14 protein-coding genes are annotated in these 18,167 nt (G+C 41.4%); 7 read left to right on the top strand and 7 right to left on the bottom strand.

All coding sequences use genetic code 11. From position 1 onward, the window contains the following. Positions 1-112 precede the first annotated feature (112 nt). Positions 113-2,002 carry an AAA domain-containing protein gene (locus J4N24_RS09005; protein WP_207533340.1) on the top strand — a complete coding sequence of 630 codons (1,890 nt, stop codon included), beginning with the start codon at positions 113-115 and terminating at the stop codon, positions 2,000-2,002. Between the two features lie 321 nt (positions 2,003-2,323). Here the strand turns inward: J4N24_RS09005 and J4N24_RS09000 are convergent, their stop codons facing one another. Further along, complete coding sequence (locus tag J4N24_RS09000; RefSeq protein WP_207533339.1) at positions 2,324-3,085, bottom strand: sulfite exporter TauE/SafE family protein; 762 nt, start codon at positions 3,083-3,085, stop codon at positions 2,324-2,326. Between the two features lie 123 nt (positions 3,086-3,208). Between J4N24_RS09000 and J4N24_RS08995 the strand changes: the two genes are divergently transcribed. The 5 genes from J4N24_RS08995 to J4N24_RS08975 all read left to right on the top strand — a co-directional run bounded on the left by J4N24_RS08995 (position 3,209) and on the right by J4N24_RS08975 (position 8,948). Further along, entirely contained in the window at positions 3,209-3,634 is a 426-nt protein-coding gene (locus tag J4N24_RS08995; RefSeq protein ID WP_207533338.1) for a hypothetical protein, read from the top strand. A 220-nt stretch (positions 3,635-3,854) separates the two neighbouring features. Then, entirely contained in the window at positions 3,855-5,306 is a 1,452-nt protein-coding gene (locus J4N24_RS08990) for an MFS transporter (RefSeq protein WP_207533337.1), read from the top strand. A gap of 29 nt (positions 5,307-5,335) precedes the next feature. Beyond that, positions 5,336-6,865: a glutamine-hydrolyzing GMP synthase gene (gene guaA, locus J4N24_RS08985; RefSeq protein ID WP_207533336.1), complete on the top strand. Its 1,530-nt coding sequence runs from the start codon at positions 5,336-5,338 to the stop codon at positions 6,863-6,865. Between the two features lie 140 nt (positions 6,866-7,005). Next, positions 7,006-8,181: an RsmB/NOP family class I SAM-dependent RNA methyltransferase gene (locus tag J4N24_RS08980; RefSeq protein ID WP_207533335.1), complete on the top strand. Its 1,176-nt coding sequence runs from the start codon at positions 7,006-7,008 to the stop codon at positions 8,179-8,181. 44 nt (positions 8,182-8,225) lie between these two features. Continuing rightward, positions 8,226-8,948, top strand: a complete 723-nt coding sequence (locus tag J4N24_RS08975) for a hypothetical protein (protein ID WP_207533334.1) — start codon at positions 8,226-8,228, stop codon at positions 8,946-8,948. Position 8,949: 1 nt separating this feature from the next. Here J4N24_RS08975 and J4N24_RS08970 read toward each other — a convergent pair whose 3' ends face one another. The 5 genes from J4N24_RS08970 to J4N24_RS08950 form a co-directional block, all read right to left on the bottom strand. Then, the gene (locus tag J4N24_RS08970; protein WP_207533333.1) at positions 8,950-9,528 is read right to left on the bottom strand and encodes a MarC family protein; all 579 of its coding nucleotides are present in this window, start codon (positions 9,526-9,528) and stop codon (positions 8,950-8,952) included. A 98-nt stretch (positions 9,529-9,626) separates the two neighbouring features. Beyond that, the gene (locus J4N24_RS08965; RefSeq protein ID WP_207533332.1) at positions 9,627-10,349 is read right to left on the bottom strand and encodes a DUF6266 family protein; all 723 of its coding nucleotides are present in this window, start codon (positions 10,347-10,349) and stop codon (positions 9,627-9,629) included. A 273-nt stretch (positions 10,350-10,622) separates the two neighbouring features. Next, complete coding sequence (gene clpB, locus J4N24_RS08960; RefSeq protein ID WP_207533331.1) at positions 10,623-13,241, bottom strand: ATP-dependent chaperone ClpB; 2,619 nt, start codon at positions 13,239-13,241, stop codon at positions 10,623-10,625. Between the two features lie 155 nt (positions 13,242-13,396). Next, complete coding sequence (locus J4N24_RS08955) at positions 13,397-15,292, bottom strand: OmpA family protein (protein WP_207533330.1); 1,896 nt, start codon at positions 15,290-15,292, stop codon at positions 13,397-13,399. 32 nt (positions 15,293-15,324) lie between these two features. Beyond that, positions 15,325-15,948 (bottom strand): 7-carboxy-7-deazaguanine synthase QueE, encoded by a 624-nt coding sequence (locus J4N24_RS08950; RefSeq protein ID WP_207533329.1) that lies wholly within the window; start codon positions 15,946-15,948, stop codon positions 15,325-15,327. Between the two features lie 140 nt (positions 15,949-16,088). Between J4N24_RS08950 and J4N24_RS08945 the strand changes: the two genes are divergently transcribed. Continuing rightward, entirely contained in the window at positions 16,089-17,324 is a 1,236-nt protein-coding gene (locus J4N24_RS08945; RefSeq protein ID WP_207533328.1) for a multidrug effflux MFS transporter, read from the top strand. A gap of 7 nt (positions 17,325-17,331) precedes the next feature. Here the strand turns inward: J4N24_RS08945 and J4N24_RS08940 are convergent, their stop codons facing one another. Next, a complete protein-coding gene (locus tag J4N24_RS08940; protein WP_207533327.1) occupies positions 17,332-18,138 on the bottom strand; it encodes a 5'-nucleotidase, lipoprotein e(P4) family in 807 nt (268 codons plus the stop codon). Positions 18,139-18,167 lie beyond the last annotated feature (29 nt).

The raw sequence follows: 18,167 nt of genomic DNA, 5'->3' as shown, positions 1-18,167 counted from the left end.
AGAATTAAGCGTAAGGATTTTTCTCCATAGAACGATTTGGTTAAACGCCATTTTCAAAACATATATAATATATGTAGCTTGGAAGCCGTTTCTTAAATCCAAATACGAAGTTTTGTCAAACACATATTTCCAGGACCAACTTGCACTCCTAAAAATTGAGTATAATGAAGATTTGCGCCAGTATCTTGAGCAAACACAATCAACAAGTATTTCTGATCGTCGCGCTTTAGGGTTGGTGTGGTATCCCATAGCCATCAGAGGTACTGAAATAGGCAGGGGAGATTATATAACAGTAGAAGTAGAACGAGGTGGTAATCAGGATTCCCCTCATCAATTCCGGTCAGGAGCTTCAGCTGTTTTATTTTCCAATCATGATTCTCAAAGTTATCGTGTGGAAGGGACTATTGGTTATCTGAATAATAACCGTTTAAAGATCACCCTTCGTTCTGATGATCTTCCGGATTGGGCTGCGGATGGGAAATTGGGTTTGGAGCTATTATTTGACAATAATAGTTATGAAGAAATGGAACAAGCTTTGAAACAGGCTGCTAAATTAGCGGAGCTATCGCCAAAATCCCGTCTTCTCGAAACTTTGATGGGAGAGGAGAAGGCTTCTTTTAAAGAAAATATTGACTATAAATCCTCCAGTCTTAATCAAAAACAACAGGAAGCTGTACGCAAAATTATTGCTGCCAATGAGCTCGCCGTTATTCATGGTCCTCCTGGAACAGGAAAAACAACCACTTTAATACAGGCCATTAAAGAACTATCAGAACGCGATCAGAAGCAGATCCTGGTAGTTGCTCCCAGTAATACTGCTGTAGATTTATTGAGTGAAAAGCTAGCGGCGGAAGGTCTCAATGTATTAAGGATAGGGAACCCGGCTCGCGTTTCAGATAAGCTTGTATCTCTAACCCTTGATGCTAAGATCAGCGAGCATCCTTCCATGAGGGATGCAAAGAAGCTTAAAAAGCAGGCCGCGGAGTACGTTAATATGGCTCATAAGTACAAAAGGAATTTTGGGAAAGCCGAGCGGGAACAGAGGAAGGCTTTATTCGACGAAGCATACAAGATCCAGAAAGAGGTTAATCAGATAGAGCAGTTTATTGCCGAGGATCTTATCTGCAAGGCACAAATTATTACTGCCACACTTGTTGGGGCGAACCATTATAGTGTCCGTGGATTGAAATACGAAACGGTAGTAATTGACGAAGCCGGGCAGGCTTTGGAACCAGCTACATGGATACCTGTATTAAAGGCTAAAAAGCTTGTCCTGGCAGGAGACCATTGTCAATTACCTCCAACAATTAAATCGGAGGAAGCTGCCAGAAAAGGCTTAAACAATACACTACTGGAAAAATTAGTGCATTATCATCCTGAGGCCGTTACCTTACTTGAAGAGCAGTACCGGATGAACTCTCGGATTATGGCTTATTCATCTCAGGTATTTTATGAAAATAAATTAGTCGCACACGAATCAGTTGCAAACCGGGTGATCAAAGAAGATGAACCTGCACTGTCATATATCAATACTGCAGGATGCAGTTTTACTGAGGTTAAAGAAGGAGTAAGTTTAAATAATCCGGAGGAAGCTGTTTTTCTTGTAAATCACCTGACCGAAATTTCTGCTAAGTTTACTGAAGACACCAGCGTTGCTATTATCTCTCCCTACAGAGAGCAGGTCCTATTGCTGAAGAACTTGATTGCGGAATCACCTGAACTTGAACCCTTCCATCGGAATATTTCCGTGAATACGATTGATAGTTTCCAGGGACAGGAGCGTGATGTAGTGTATATCAGTATGACAAGAAGCAACGATGAATCCGCCATCGGATTCCTATCAGATATTAGAAGAATGAATGTCGCCATGACCCGGGCACGCAAGAAACTAGTGGTGATAGGAGACAGTGTTACTTTATCCCGTCACCAGTTCTACGCAAACTTTATTAGTCATACAGAAACAACAGACGCCTACAAGAGTGCCTGGGAGTTTATGAGCTAAGCTTAGAAATTCGCAGGATGTTAAGGAATCGTGATGGATTACAAAGAGAAATCAGAACCTGAAATAGATCATCATCAATTGCTGAACGCCATCGGCAACTTTGTACATGCGGGCTTTTATCTTGTAAATGTTTTTCATAGGTATTTAACATCTAGTAAAAACTCTGCCAAATATTGATTTTTCTGTAAAAAACTAAAAATGAGTAAAATAGGCTGGTTTTTATATCTCCTGATGTTTTAATAGCCTTATTTTGCAGATACAAAGACGTAAGTTTTTTAACCGATGTAGCTTTTCATCTACAACTGCTTATAAAAGTGTATACTAAAATAACATAAGGACCGCTGCGAAAACAGTCATGGATATGATGAACCAGCGATACTTTTCTTCTGAGATCCTTTTAACAATGGCAATGCCAAACGCTGCTCCAAGAATAATAGCGGGAGTGGTAGATAAGGCCAGGAGAACAGTATTTAGATGGATGGTATGCCAAATAAAAACATGCGAGGGTACCTTCGCCCAATTAATGATCAAAAAGAACCATGCCGTGGTTCCGATATAAATATTCTTCGGTAACTCGACTGCAAGAAGGTAAACGGCCATCACACTGCCCGCCAGATTTCCTACCATGGAAGTAAAGCCACCCAAAATTCCCATTGTTCCTGCAAAGACCCGGTTATGGGGGATATCTTTTTTGTTTTTTTCTTGTTTCAGCCAGATCATGATCACTATACTTCCCAGAATAGTAACTGCCATTATCGCTCTGAACGTTTGATCATTGATCATTTTACCAATTACCGTCCCAAGAGCAATTCCCGCTATGGCAAAGGGAATGAGCATTTTAAGGTGCTTCACTGAAGCGTGCCTGTGGTAATACCATACTCCAATAACATCCGCGATCAAAAGGATGGGGAGCATAACTCCACTTGAATTTTGTCCTCCAAATACTACTGCCAATAGGGGTACCGAAAGCATTCCTGCACCGTGAACTCCCGTTTTTGACATTCCACTCAACAAGGCCACCAAAAGGATAAGCAGAATATCGGAGGTCTCAAGTTGATAGGAGAATAGCGTATATAGCAGCATAAGTTCGGTCTGTGAACAGCGGGCGAAGATACTGCGAAGAATGTCCCTGAACAAATATTGCCCTTGTAGCGTTAGTTCTTATTTTTTCGTATTGGTCGTATCAATTCATTAAACCTTCAACGAATGAAAAGACTGATTTTCATGGCGGGACTTGCTGCGTGCATTGCTTCCTGCGAAACAATAGAGAAATCACAGGCTACTGATTGCCCTTCAAAAATTTGCACAGAAGAATTTCGTTCTGTCAGCGTAAAATTTGTAGATGGAAATGGACATGCAGTAAAAGTAAAAAACTACACCTCCATCAATAAACGCACTAATAATTCTTTGCTGAAAGGTATTGTTCCCGATACTGTTACGGCTGAAGGAATAGCATTAGTGGCATCTGATGCTAACCTGGCCGATATTTCAGAATCTGGAGATTCGGTGATTGTTACAGGTAAACATCCTGTTTCAAACAAGACAGTACGTGGCTCCTTCTATATGATGGGTGGAAAATGTTCCTGTCATATAAGCAAAGTTTCGGGACCGGCACAGTTAGTTTTCAACTAGTTATGAAAAAATATTTCCACAGAAACGAGGAGTATTGCCCCATATACTCCACGTTTCTGTTGGATATTTTTATTATTCCCCTGCTTCTAACCCTCTCTCAGGTACTTTAAACGGGTATTTTTAGCCTAAACCCTCTTCGGCGTCCAATTTGAAAAATCAATAACATATTAAGTACGAGTATCGTACAAGAGTTGAGTTTAAAGAAAAGGGAAAGAGTTTTATGAGATTTAAGCCGTCTGAGAACCTCAGTAAAGAGGATGTGCAATCGGGATTAAAGTTGGTGATAGCAGACGGTTTGTTTGCTGAGTCTATGGTTTCATTTACAGGAGGAGCCTTCCTCGTCGCAATGGCCATTCACATGGGAGCATCGAATTTTCAGTTGGGAGTTTTGGCAGCCCTACCCACATTCAGTAGCATTTTTCAATTAGTATCTGTTTGGTTAGTACGGAAATACAGAAACAGGAAAGCAATAGCTGTTATTGCAAATATCTTTGCGCGTTTTCCCTTAATAATTATAGCCCTACTGCCGTTCATATTTTCTACATCCACGAGTGTATCTGTTTTAATTTTCTTCCTCTTCTTCCATTATTACTTTGGATCGGTTGCGGGAGCAAGTTGGAATTCATGGATGAGAGATCTTGTTCCCACAGAGCAATTAGGAACCTATTTCTCTCACAGAAGCAGATTAACACAGAGTCTGAATGTGGTACTAAGCCTATCTATTGCCTTTACACTTGACTACATTAAAGCTCATTATCCTGCTTACGAATTTCAGGCCTATTCTGTGATGTTCTTAATAGGGGGAGGTTTTGGAATGCTCGGCATCTTAATGTTGGCAAAAACTCCGGAGCCTAAGTCTATGATGGTGAACGATAACTTGTTCCTTTTGCTTAAAAAGCCACTGAAGGATAGGAACTTCCGTAAGTTACTTGCCTTTAATTCTTCATGGGCATTTTCTTTAAACCTTGCCACTCCTTTCTTCTCAGTTTACATGATGAAGACCCTTGGAATTGAGCTGTCTTATATTATTGCTTTTGGGATCATCGGACAATTAAGCAGTATATTCTCAATTAAAATATGGGGAAGATATTCAGACCGCTTTAGCAATAAAACGATAATCAACATTTGTGCTCCGATCTACATACTTTGTATCCTTGCATGGGCATTTACTACCATGCCGGGATCGCATCTTGGTACAGTGATCATGCTGGTGGTAATTAATATCTTCAGTGGTATTTCTACCGCTGGAATTAACCTGGGAATAGGTAATATCGGGATGAAACTTGCTCCTAAGGAAGAAGCCATCGTATACCTTTCAGTAAAAAACATGACCGTAGCCTTTTTCTCTACTATCGCACCTTTGGTAGGGGGGCTGCTAGCCGATTTCTTTGCAAGTCACCAGCTAGTTTGGAGCTTTGAATGGAAGGGGGACGGAACAAGCGCTGTGTTGCCATTAGTTGATCTTAAGGGATGGAGCTTCTTCTTCATCATTGGTGGAGTAATGGCATTATATTCATTGAGAATTTTAGGAGGAATAAGAGAGCAGGGTGAAGTGCAAAAAGATAAGGTGGTCACTTATATGAGGACCAAGATCAGAAGAAGTGTGGTAAGAGAAGCCAAGGCCAGAAACCCTGTTGCGTCCTTACGAAGAGCAATGATGTTTTTCTTTTAGGTGTTTCATTTTAATTTCTATCTTTGCCCATGCAAGAAAAAATCATCATTCTTGACTTCGGCTCACAATATACCCAGCTAATAGCCAGAAGAGTAAGAGAACTAAGCGTATACTGCGAAATCCACCCGTACAACAAGCTTCCTGAATTTGATGAAACTGTTAAAGGAGTTATATTCTCCGGAAGCCCGTTTTCTGTTAGACAAGAGGATGCTCCTCAGATCGTTGTTGAAGAATTTCATAATAAATACCCGCTTTTAGGTGTTTGTTACGGAGCTCAGTATCTTGCTCATACTTCAGGTGGGGAAGTGATCCCATCAACTATACGTGAATATGGCAGGGCAAATCTTCATTTCATAGATTCGGCTCATCCATTGATGAGAAATATTCCTAAAGATTCTCAGGTGTGGATGTCACATGGTGATACCATTAAAGAAATACCTGCTGAATTTGAGGTGATTGCAAGTACAGACTCAGTTCATGTTGCCGCTTACCATATTAAGGGCACAAAAACATATGGAATCCAGTTCCACCCTGAAGTAACTCATAGCACTGATGGTAAACAGCTTCTTGAGAATTTCCTTGTAGACATCTGCGGATGTAAACAAGACTGGACCCCAGATTCGTTCGTTGAAACAACTATCGCTTCTCTTCGTGAAAAGATAGGAAATGATAAAGTAGTTTTAGGTTTGTCAGGAGGAGTTGACTCTTCAGTTGCTGCTATCCTGTTACATAAAGCTATCGGTGCAAATCTTCACTGTATCTTTGTTGATAACGGTTTACTTCGTAAAGATGAATTCGAGCAGGTGCTTGAATCTTATAAACACATGGGCTTAAACGTTCGTGGTATCGACTCCAAAGATCGGTTCTTAAGTCAGCTGAACGGTGTAAAAGACCCTGAACAAAAACGTAAGATCATTGGTCGCGTATTTATTGAAGTATTCGATGATGCAGCACACGAAGTACAGGATGTAAAATGGCTTGGACAAGGAACCATCTATCCGGATGTGATCGAGTCGATCTCTGTTAAAGGTCCTTCTGCAACGATCAAGTCGCACCATAACGTAGGTGGCCTTCCTGATTTCATGAAACTTAAAGTTGTTGAACCTTTAAATACCTTATTTAAAGATGAGGTGCGTAAAGTAGGAAAAACCTTAGGAATCGACGATATCATTCTTCAGCGTCACCCGTTCCCGGGACCAGGTTTAGCTATCCGTATTCTGGGAGAGATAACTCCGGAGAAAGTTGCTATCCTTCAGGAAGCCGATGCTATATACATCAATAACTTAAAAGCTTCTGGCTGGTATGACAAAGTTTGGCAGGCAGGTGCCATATTCCTACCGGTTCAATCTGTAGGGGTAATGGGAGATGAGCGTACTTATGAGCACGTGATCTGCTTACGTGCAGTAGGTTCAGTAGACGGCATGACTGCAGATTGGAGTCACCTTCCTTACGAGCTTCTAGCGAAGATCTCTAATGAAATTATTAATAATGTAAAAGGTATAAATCGTGTGGTTTACGACATCAGTTCTAAACCACCGGCTACTATTGAGTGGGAGTAAGTTCCCTTTATTCCTCAAATGGGGGATAGTACTATGCTTTTACTATTTTAACAAATATGGTCTGTGAAACACACAGACCATATTTGTTTTTAACTATTATTATCCAACTTTGTAAGGTGGGTAGGTAGCTCGCTGCATCTATGGCTTTTAAATACGAAAATCAACTAAAAACATTTCTTCGCATCCTGGACGAGTATCCGGAAGATCTTCCTTTAACAAAGTTCCTACCCGGCTTTTTCCGGGAGAACAAGCAAATGGGAAGTACAGACAGGCGTGTGGCTAGTAGTTTATTATATAATTACTTTCGCCTGGGAAAAGCCTCTCCAAACCTTGTTCCAACTGAAAGGTTGTTTCTGGCAGAGTTTCTATGCAATTCCTCAGCTTCAGCTTTCCTGGAGTATTTTAAGCCAGAGCTGAATTCGAGGATTGAACTTCCGTTAGAGGAGAAAATAGAATTTCTGGAGTCTTCAGATTTGGGTTTTAAACTAGAAGACGTATACCCATTTTATCAGCATTTATCTGAAGGGATAGATAGGAGAGAGTTCCTAAAGTCGCTTTTCATCCAGCCGGATCTTTTCATACGTATTCATCGCGGTAAAGAAGTGTTGGTTAAATCAAAACTGGCTGATGCTGGTATTGTCTTCGATGAAGAATCTGACACCAGCGTTCGTTTACCTAACGGAACAAAGCTGGATCAAATCTTTGCGGGACAAACTGCTGCCTTTGAAATTCAAGACCTTTCATCTCAGCAAGCAGGAGAATTATTCCATCCCCAGAAATGGGACTACTGGTGGGATGCCTGCGCTGCTTCAGGGGGGAAGTCCTTGCTGATCCGTGATCAGGAACCAACCATAAAGCTTCTTGTTTCTGATGTACGGGAGAGCATCCTGGATAATTTGGATGAACGTTTCCGAACTGCGGGCATTCTCAAGTATCAGAAGAAGGTGATTGATCTTCTTCAAAATCCCGATCCTGTACTTCATGATTTCAGCTTTGATGGAATCATTCTCGATGCACCCTGTAGCGGTTCTGGAACCTGGGGAAGAAGTCCCGAGATGATCAGCCAATTTAGGGAGGGAAGGATCAATTCGTTTCAGAACTTGCAACGATCTATCATTAAGAACGTAGTGAAATACCTTAAACCAGGGAAGCCTCTTGTTTATATTACCTGTTCTGCATTCAAAGAAGAAAATGAAGAGAACGTCGAGCTCCTTCAAAAGGAATTTGGATTGACCCTGACCGAGCAGAAGCTGTTGAAAGGATATGAGCACAAGGCGGATACTATGTTTGTAGCTAGACTTATAAAAAAAGAATAAATTATCTAAAGGTTTATTAGGTATCTTGTGGCAAAAAAACAAGCATGAGAATTTTAAGTATTTTAACCTTTGCCTTTTCTCTTTTGTTCAGTTCGACTTTTGCTCAAACTTACGAAAAGCCTTTTGTTGGGACTGTTGGAGACCAAAACTGCTTTATCTCTAAAGTAGACTTAAGCAAAGAACAAACGGTGATTACCTTTAGTCATCTTAATAATAATGGATGGATCGCTTTAAATCCGGATATTCATATTAACACGCCTGATGGTAAAAAGTACCGCTTTCTTAAAGCTGAAGGAATTCCTATTGCACCTGAGCAATATAATTTTTCAGAAAATGAGAAAGAGCATACCTTTAAAGTCTACTTTAATGCTATTCCGAAATCTGTTAAAAAGTTTGACGTGATAGAGGTCGAGTCTGGGAGCAGATTTGATTTCAACTTCTATGGAGTAGACTTGGCAAAAAAGAGAACATCTGATACTCAGGTTTCCCGTTATCCTGAGGAAGTAGTCGTTGACACAGCTGCAGCCGTCGCTACCTCTGCAAATCCATTTGATTTTATGGGTAATTTAGGGGAGGTTTATAAAGACATCTATAAGTCCGCCGTTGATTCTTATTTAAATTATCTCAAGCAACCTGGAAAGTTGAAGGAACTCGCCAAGTTGAACAAGGCCTTTTTTGATGCTTTGTTAGAAGAAGGATTTACAAAAGAGCAAGCTCTCCAAATACTTCTTTCAACTCCGCTTATACCAACTGGTATTACTAAATAATTTATATTCCCGTATTTGACCTAAAGAGCTTTATAGCAATAGCTAGGAGGATTATGCCGAAAGCTTTTCGCAACACATGCAATCCGGACTGACCCAGAAAGTGTTCAATCCGGATTGTATTTTTTAGTACCAGAAACACGAAACACATATTTATGATGATCCCTACAAGGATATTCTGAGTATCGTACTCCGATTTAAGCGATAGCAAGGTTGTCATTGTTCCTGCTCCGGCAATGAGCGGAAAGGCCAGAGGAACAATCGAAACAGTGTCTGTTTGTTCTTCCTTAAAAAACGTTACACCCAAGATCATTTCCATGGCTATAACAAAGATCACTAATGAACCTGCAATGGCAAATGATGCCACGTCAAGTCCGATCAGTTTCAATAGCTCATCACCGAGATATAAAAATACCACCATCAAGGCTCCCGAAACTAAGGTTGCCTTTCCTGATTGAATACGCCCGGCTTTCTGCCTTAAAGCAATTACCACCGGAATGGAGCCTATAATGTCAATAATGGCAAAGAGAATCATCGTAACAGTGACGATCTGCTTACCATTTAAAGAGAAAAAGTTGAACATACTTTTAGAACATTTATACGGGAGCAACAATAAAATCAAATAGGAATTAAAGTGTTTGGCTCGTGGATAAATTTAGCAAACTTGAATCATTTTTCGTTCTATTTCGGCCTCTTGCTGAAGAATAAGTCCGGTAAGGCAGCAGGCTTACAGAGGTTAGAGGTCTCAACTACTTCCGGCACTACTTCTTTTACATTGAGACTTCCAACATATTTGCTCATGGACACTTCATCTGACAATGCGGACTTAAAAGCGATATGGATCTCCATCCTTTCAGACCTGTGGCTCGGGATTAAAGGCATTTCTATTTTTCCTTCTTTCCTGCTCGCGGCATCTTCATCACACAACACTAGATTTCCATCTGGAAAGAATACAATGTACATCATGATGTCTGATTTACGTGCGTTTTTGGGTGTTTCCGTACTCCAGCTGATCTCCACTTTAGAATCCTCCGTAATGCGAGCACTTGCACCTTTACAACCAGGAAGATTGCCATAACTGAATAAGAACTTGGAGTAATCGATATCGAAGCCCTTCTCAGTTTCTATCAATGCTCGTGTGGAATTATAGGAATGCGCAGAATTTCTACCCGATTTTTGAGGATGATAATTCTTGAATCCAATCATTACCATGGAGTGAACTGGAATTAGCCATTCGTTAATAAACTTGAAAGATGAGCGTGTTGATTTTAGTTCCTCACTAGGTTTTTTCCACGTTTTTTTTCCTTTACTTTTTACGTAAGGGATTCCTCTCCAACTACTACCTACCAGATTTCCTACTTTTCCTTTGACTTCGCCAAAATGGCTGTTAGTATATCTTGCCATATTATATAGTGTTTATTCCCAAGTTAATACAATCTTATTTATGAAGAAAATTCTTTTACTATTTAGATTCTATTCAGATAGGTTTCGATTGCGTTTAAACAACGGTTCTGAATCGGACTTGAATCGGATTTGAATCGGATCTGAATGGTGTTTTGGAATAATTGTGGTTTAACTTGTGGTTAATTAGGCTGGGCTTGAGGAATTGGCCTGGTACAAACGAAAAGAGGGAGACCTGTTAAATCTCCCTCATGAATTATTTAAAAACTTAATGACCTATGCATTCGCCTCTTCTAGTTTGTCCTTGTTCAGGAAAACAAACTTTTTATCAAATACATCTAAAAGGATCCTGCTTTCTTTGTCAACCTTTCCTCCCAGAATCTCCTTCGATAATTCATTAAGGATTCGTTTTTGGATCACCCGTTTCAATGGTCTTGCTCCGAACTGAGGATCGTAACCCAATTGTGCAAGCCAGTCGAGCGCTTCTTCGGAAGCGTCGATCTCTATTCCCATTTCAGCAAGGGTTTGCTTAACGTGCTGGAATTGTAGAGCAACAATGTCTCTAAGCTCATTTCTATTAAGAGGGGTGAACATGATCAGCTCATCGATCCGGTTTAAGAACTCAGGACGAATGGTTTGTTTCAACAATTCGAATAACTGATTCTTTGTACGTGCAACTACTTCTTCACGGTTGTCTTCATCCAACGAACTGAAGTTTTCCTGGATGAGGTGAGAACCGATGTTCGAAGTCATGATGATGATGGTGTTCTTAAAGTTTACCACGCGACCTTTATTATCAGTCAGGCGGCCATCGTCCAGCACCTGAAGCAGAATGTTGAATACATCCGGGTGAGCTTTCTCAATCTCATCAAGAAGGATCACGCTATAAGGCCTGCGACGAACGGCTTCTGTTAACTGACCACCCTCATCATAGCCAACATATCCCGGAGGCGCACCGATAAGTCTCGATACTGCATGGCGTTCCTGATATTCACTCATATCGATCCGTACCATGCTATGCTCATCGTTGAACAGGAATTCTGCTAGTGCTTTTGCTAACTCCGTCTTACCAACTCCAGTTGTTCCTAAGAAGATGAATGAGCCGATAGGCTTACGTTTATCGTGAAGGCCTGCCCGTGAGCGACGGATAGCATCAGAAATTGCTTCAATAGCCTCTTCCTGTCCCGCTACACGTTTGTGAAGTTCTTCTTCAAGATGAAGTAACTTTTCGCGTTCGCTTTGTATCATTTTAGTAACAGGAATACTGGTCCAACGAGAAACCACGCCTGCGATATCTTCAGAGGTTACCTCTTCCTTCAGCATACGGTTGCCGTCGGATTGTTTTTCCTGAAGTTCTTTCTTCAGTCGCTCCACCTTATCCTGTGATTCTTTGATCTTACCGTAGCGCAGTTCTGCTACACGCCCATAATCACCAGCCCGTTCTGCCTGTTCTGCTTCCAGCTTGTAATTCTCAATCTGCTCAACTTCGTGGTTGGTAGCATCAACTAAATCTTTCTCAGACTGCCAGGCAGCTCTTAAAGAGTCTCGGTCTGCAGAAAGGTTTGCAATCTCTTCACTCAGCTCAGCAACTTTTCTCTCGTCGTTCTCACGCTTAATGGCTTCACGCTCGATCTCCAGCTGCATGATCTTTCTTTCCAATTCATCAACTGCTTCAGGAACTGAGTCCATTTCTAAACGTAATTTAGAAGCAGCTTCGTCCATGAGGTCAATAGCCTTGTCGGGTAAGAAGCGGTCGGAGATATAGCGTTGCGAAAGTTCTACCGCTGCAATAATTGCCTCGTCTTTGATCCTTACTTTATGGTGAGTTTCATAGCGCTCCTTCAATCCGCGAAGGATAGAAATAGCGTCCTGGGTGTCTGGCTCATCAACCATCACCTTTTGGAAACGGCGTTCAAGAGCTTTATCTTTTTCCAGATATTTCTGGTACTCGTTTAATGTTGTTGCTCCGATTGCACGAAGCTCTCCACGGGCAAGTGCTGGTTTCAAGATATTGGCGGCATCCATAGCTCCTTCGCCACCTCCGGCTCCAACCAGGGTATGGATCTCATCGATGAACAGGATGATCTCCCCATCGCTTTGAGTAACCTCTTTTACCACAGCTTTGAGTCGCTCTTCAAACTCTCCTTTGTATTTAGCTCCGGCAACCAAGGCTCCCATATCCAGGGAGTAAACTACCTTGCTTTTAAGGTTTTCAGGAGCATCGCCCTTGATGATACGGAAAGCAATACCCTCTGCAATTGCAGTTTTACCAACACCGGGTTCTCCGATCAGGATTGGATTGTTTTTGGTACGACGGGAGAGGATCTGGATCACTCTTCTGATCTCGTCATCGCGACCGATCACGGGATCAAGTTTTCCGGACTCGGCATACTCATTCAAGTTCCGGGCATACTTATTAAGTGCGTTATAAGTCGCCTCGGCATTCTGGTCGGTCACCTTATTATCCCCTCGAAGCTCTGTAATAGCTTTCTTCAAGTCCTTTTCAGTCACCCCCGAGTCCTTTAACATATTGCTGGACTTGTCGCCAGCGTTAAGAATTCCTAGGAGTATGTGTTCTACAGAAACAAACTCGTCTTTGAATTCTTTCAGATAGCTCTGTGCTTTAACTAAAGCAGCGTTTGCAGAAGAGGATAGGTAGATATTACTACCAGATACTTTTGGGTAGCTTTGTATTTCGGCGTCAAGAACCGTATTTAGGCGGTTGACGTTGACGTTTAATTTTTTTAGTAGATAGTTGATTACATTTTCGTCAACCAAAAGCAATCCCTTCAGCAAATGAGCGTTTTCAATAGCCTGTTGTTGATTGCCAACTGCTATCTCGGAAGCCTTTTGTACCGCTTCCTGTGCCTTGATTGTAAAGTTGTTGAAATTCATGCTAGACCTTAAGCAAAAGATTTGCCAGCAACTTTAACTTTTTATTTCCTGAAAATTTGTCTTCTGATTTCACCGAAGCACGACTAAAAGTCTGCTCATTAGTAGTTTATACTGTTAAAATGACGGGAGAAAGATCTTCATTTCTTTCATGCTCCTTAGATTTTCGTGATTCTGAACTCAGTTCTCCTGTTTTGCTTTCTTCCTGCTTCCGTTGAATTATCTGCGACAGATTTTGTTTTGCCATAGCCTTTGAAGCTTAGACGGGCAGGGGAGACCTTGTTAGAGATCAAATACTGATACACTGCCTTTGCCCTGTTTTCTGATAAAATAAGATTGGTCTTCTCATCACCTACATTATCAGTATGGCCACCGATTTCAATGTTTACCTTTGGATTTGCTGAAAGGAAATTGATCAACTGGCCTAATTCGGCTTTTGACTCTGGAAGTAAGGTATATTTATTCGTGTCGAAGAAAATATTATTTAATACAACTAGGCTGCCTTCTTTAATCTTGTTTAGACTTGCTTTTATCGCAAAGTGCTGATCTGTTTCCGCGGATTGTACCAGGGAGAAATTGTGCGAATAGAATAGGTATCCTTCTTTCTCAACTTCTAAGGCGTATTGTTTTCCGGCCGGCATAGTTGCCATAAATGATCCTTCTTCTGCATTGTCTTCGTATACTGCTGTGTTAGAGTTCAGTTCAATTACTTTAACAGCGGCTGCCAGGGTTTCTCCTGTTTCTGCATCGGTGATGTTGCCTTTCACATAAGTAACTGTTTCAGGTCTAAGGGATTTTGCAAGTTCAAAGGAATACAGATCCATGCCCCCGAGTCCACCTTCTTTGTCAGACGAAAAATAAGCTGTTCTTCCATTCGTACTTACAGTCAGACCACCTTCATCTTTAAAAGTGTTTATGGGATAGCCCAGGTTTACCGGTTTTTGCCATTTCCCGTTATTATCCAATTTGCTAAAGAAAAGGTCTCTTCCGCCCAGTCCCGGCCAGCCTTTGGAAGAGAAGTAAAGTGTCTTTCCATCAGGGTGAATGAAAGCAGATTCCTCATCATAAGGGGTATTAATTTCGGGACCAAGATTTTCTGGAGCAGCCCAATTCCCATCCTGCAGTAAAATAGTCTTCCAGATATCGAAGCCGCCCAATCCTCCCGGCCTGCTGCTCACAAAATAAAGGGTACGACCGTCAGCGCTTATGGAAGGTTGCGACTCCCAGGTGTTGCCATTAACAGGTGACCCCAAATTGAAAGGTTTACTCCACTCATCTCCTTCGCGGTGACAAACATAGATGTCACATCTGCCCAGGCCATCCGGTCTGTTACAGCCAGTAAAGAAGAGGTATTTCCCATCAGGTGAGATACACTGTGAGCCCTCATTGAAAAGGCTTGTGTTAATATTAGGACTTAAATAACTGGCTTTTTGCCAGTTATTACTGCCAGAACGAGTGCTGTGATAAAAATCTTCATTATTGTTGTTCTTTCTGGTGAAGATGAGAGTATTTTCATCTGCAGTGACTACAGGAAGATATTCGTCGGCAGCGGAGTTCACTTCAGGTCCGCTATTTTTTGGGTTGAAACTGACCGGTCTTTTAGTGGCTTCAATGGAAAATTCAGCATCTGCAAGATGTTTAGAAAGGAGCTTTTTTCTACTGTCACTCAGGTTAGGAGTAGTGCTATACTCTTTCAAGTGAAGCAGGGCGGTACTATAATCGCCAGTACGCAATTCGCTTTCCCCCAGATTGAAATACAGAGAAGGATCAATTTTAGGATTCAGTTCAGCAACTTTCTTATAATTATTCTTAGCTTCTTCAAACCGTTGAAGTCGCCTTAAAATATCACCCGAGAGGAAATAGGCCTCAGCGAAACGACTATCTTCAGCAATGGCCGACTTCAACTCCTCTAAAGCTTTAGTATACTGGTTAGTAGACAATAGCTGATTTGCCAATTCGTAGGATTTTAAGGCCTTCTTATTTTGAGAAGACAGGGACTGTGCAAAACTGCCGTAAAAACAAAAAGTCAGGGCAATGGCCAAAAAAGTTTTCATGGTAATCATGAAACGGATTTTTTGGTAGCAAGTTACGGGATATTCAGATATTTATGGGTTTGCAGAGAAATTTCCCATTTCGGATTCTCCATTACATAATTAATAATTAAGGGGGTCATCTCCTTGGACTTAGACCATTCTGGCTGCAGATACAATTTACAATCAGGTCCAACCAGAGCCGCATGTTGTTCTGCCCAGGCGAAATCGCTTTTGTTAAAAACGATCACCTTTAATTCATTAGCCGCACTGGCGATTCTAGGAACGGGACCCTTGAATTTTTTCGGTGAAAGACATATCCAGTCCCAGGAGCCTGAAAGGGGATAAGCACCTGAGGTTTCAATAAAGGTTTTTATTCCCTTTTTCTGCAGCTGGGCAGTAAGGTAGTCCAGATTATAGATTAAGGGTTCGCCGCCGGTAACCACCACAGCTTTGCCTGGATATTTCTCAGCATTCCCTACAATTATGTCGGCAGGAGTTAAGGGATGAAGTTCAGCATCCCAGCTTTCCTTTACATCGCACCAATGACAACCTACATCACATCCTCCTAGACGTATGAAATATGCAGCCTTTCCCGTGTTGAATCCCTCTCCCTGTATCGTATAAAATTCTTCCATTAAAGGAAGTAGCGTTCCGTCTTCTGGTACCTGATGTGACATCTTGAAAATTAGCCGGCAAATATACCTATTTACAAGTCCCATTTTAAAGCAATAACCTTAAATGCTTTTCGTCTGACATTTTTGGGAATGCTTTGGAGTACTTTTGCCGCCGGTGATTTATTTTAATATCTAAGCTATTTATGAAACAGAAGGGGTCGGGACTGATCATTTTTATTCTCGGTACATTAACGGCTTTAGGGCCTTTTTCAATAGATATGTACCTTCCTGGCTTTCCGGCTATTGCGAAGGATCTGAATACAACGGTGGCCCAGGTTTCGTTGTCGCTTTCAAGTTTCTTTATTGGAATATCTTTCGGGCAACTTCTTTATGGTCCTTTGCTTGACAGGTATGGTAGAAAAAAGCCTTTGTATTTTGGACTTTCATTATATGTAATTGCTTCATTAGCATGTGCTTTTTCTAATTCTATTGAAGCGCTAATTTATCTTCGATTTGTACAGGCGATAGGGAGTTGCGCCGCAGGGGTTGCGTCTATAGCTATGGTGAGAGATCTTTTTCCAGTGGAGGATAGTGCGCGGGTGTTTTCCTTGCTAATGTTGGTGGTTGGAGTTTCTCCAATGGTTGCTCCTACAGTTGGGGGATATGTTACAGCCGCGTTCGGCTGGCAAACGGTGTTCTTTATTCTGACCATTATATCTGCTTTTATCCTTGCTGCAGTATACTTTAAGCTTCCCGAAAGTGTGAAGCCTGATCCGGATTTTTCTTTAAAGCCTAAACCTATACTAAAGAACTTCATGGCGGTATTAAAGGAGCCCCAATTTGTTACCTATGCCTTAACCGGAGCTATAGGCTTTGCCGGTTTGTTCGCTTACGTATCCGGATCTCCGATTGTTTTTATGGAAATATTCCAGGTTAACGAGAAGGTTTACGGATGGATATTTGCCTTATTATCTGTGGGATTTATTGGTGCTAGTCAGGTGAATAATCTGGTACTAAAACGGATGAGAAGTGATGAAGTTGTGCTGGTAGCATTGGTGGTACAGAGTGTGATCGGAATAGTCTTCCTTTTAGGAACGGTGGCTGGTTGGTTTGGTTTAACCGCTACCATTATCATGTTATTTCTGTTTTTATGTTGTCTGGGCTTTTCTTTTCCCAATGCTTCAGCGCTTTCCCTGGCACCTTTTTCAAAAAATGCAGGTAGTGCATCAGCTTTAATGGGTGCTTTACAAATGGCTATTGGATCGTTGTCATCAATTGCTATAAGCATCTTTAATGATCATACGGCGGTACCAATGGTAGGGGTGATGGCGACTTCAGCACTATTGGCTTTATTGGTATTAACGATCGGCAGGAAAAAGATAGCACAGAGTGGAGCTGCACTGGATTTGCAAAAATCAGGGACTGTAGTAATACATTAATTCTTATTTATTCTGATTTTAAGGTTTTCTTTATTAAGTCCTCTCTCTGCTTCGGGTCAAGCTGATAATTAAATTGGTATAATGAGCTTTCCCAGTCGCCATACATCGAGTTTGGCAGTACAATAAATCTGTTTCCAAAACTTCCGGAAAGCAGGTCAACTGCGCTGCGACGATTTGATTCAGGCTGCTTGTCGAAGAGATTTGTGAAGTCAGATAAGTTATCTCCCAATAAGAGAATGATTTCGTAATTCTTCAGCACCTCCATTCTTCTGGCTTCTTTTCCTGATGTTCCTTGCTTTAGGAGGAGATGAGCATTGTCTGCATTTGGCAGATCATATTTTTTCAGGTTATTGATTGTTACTGCCCTTTCTCTTTCTTCACGGTTGGTAATATAGAAGATGGTTACAGGTTTAGAGCCTGCATATTTTAAAAAAGCTGCAGCTCCGGGTACAGTATCAGCGGTTGCTTTTGCTGTCCATTTATACCATGACTCGGGTTCGTAATCTTTCCCTTTTAAACCCTGACTTACGGTATTAGGACTATTGTCCAGAACTGTTTCATCAATATCAGTTACAATGGCAAGCGGTTTAGCATAATTTTTCTGAAGGCTTGCATCAAGTCGCAGTTTTGCCATATTATAAGCCTGGAAGCAAAGTGCCCGATATTCTGCCGATCGTTGTTGCCATAAAGCGGCCCAAAGTTTCCCGTCCACCACCAGAGTGGAGGAGGAGTTGGCTGTCTGTGCTTGTTTGTTCAGCGAGCAGGATCCAATTATTAATCCTAATCCAAGTAATCCGATCCTTGATAATTTCATACGAACAAAATTTAAAGGTAAAGTTACGT

The sequence above is a fragment of the Desertivirga arenae genome (assembly GCF_017355785.1).
In the GTDB taxonomy this organism is placed as follows: domain Bacteria; phylum Bacteroidota; class Bacteroidia; order Sphingobacteriales; family Sphingobacteriaceae; genus Desertivirga; species Desertivirga arenae.
This window is presented reverse-complemented; position numbering and strand designations above follow the sequence as displayed.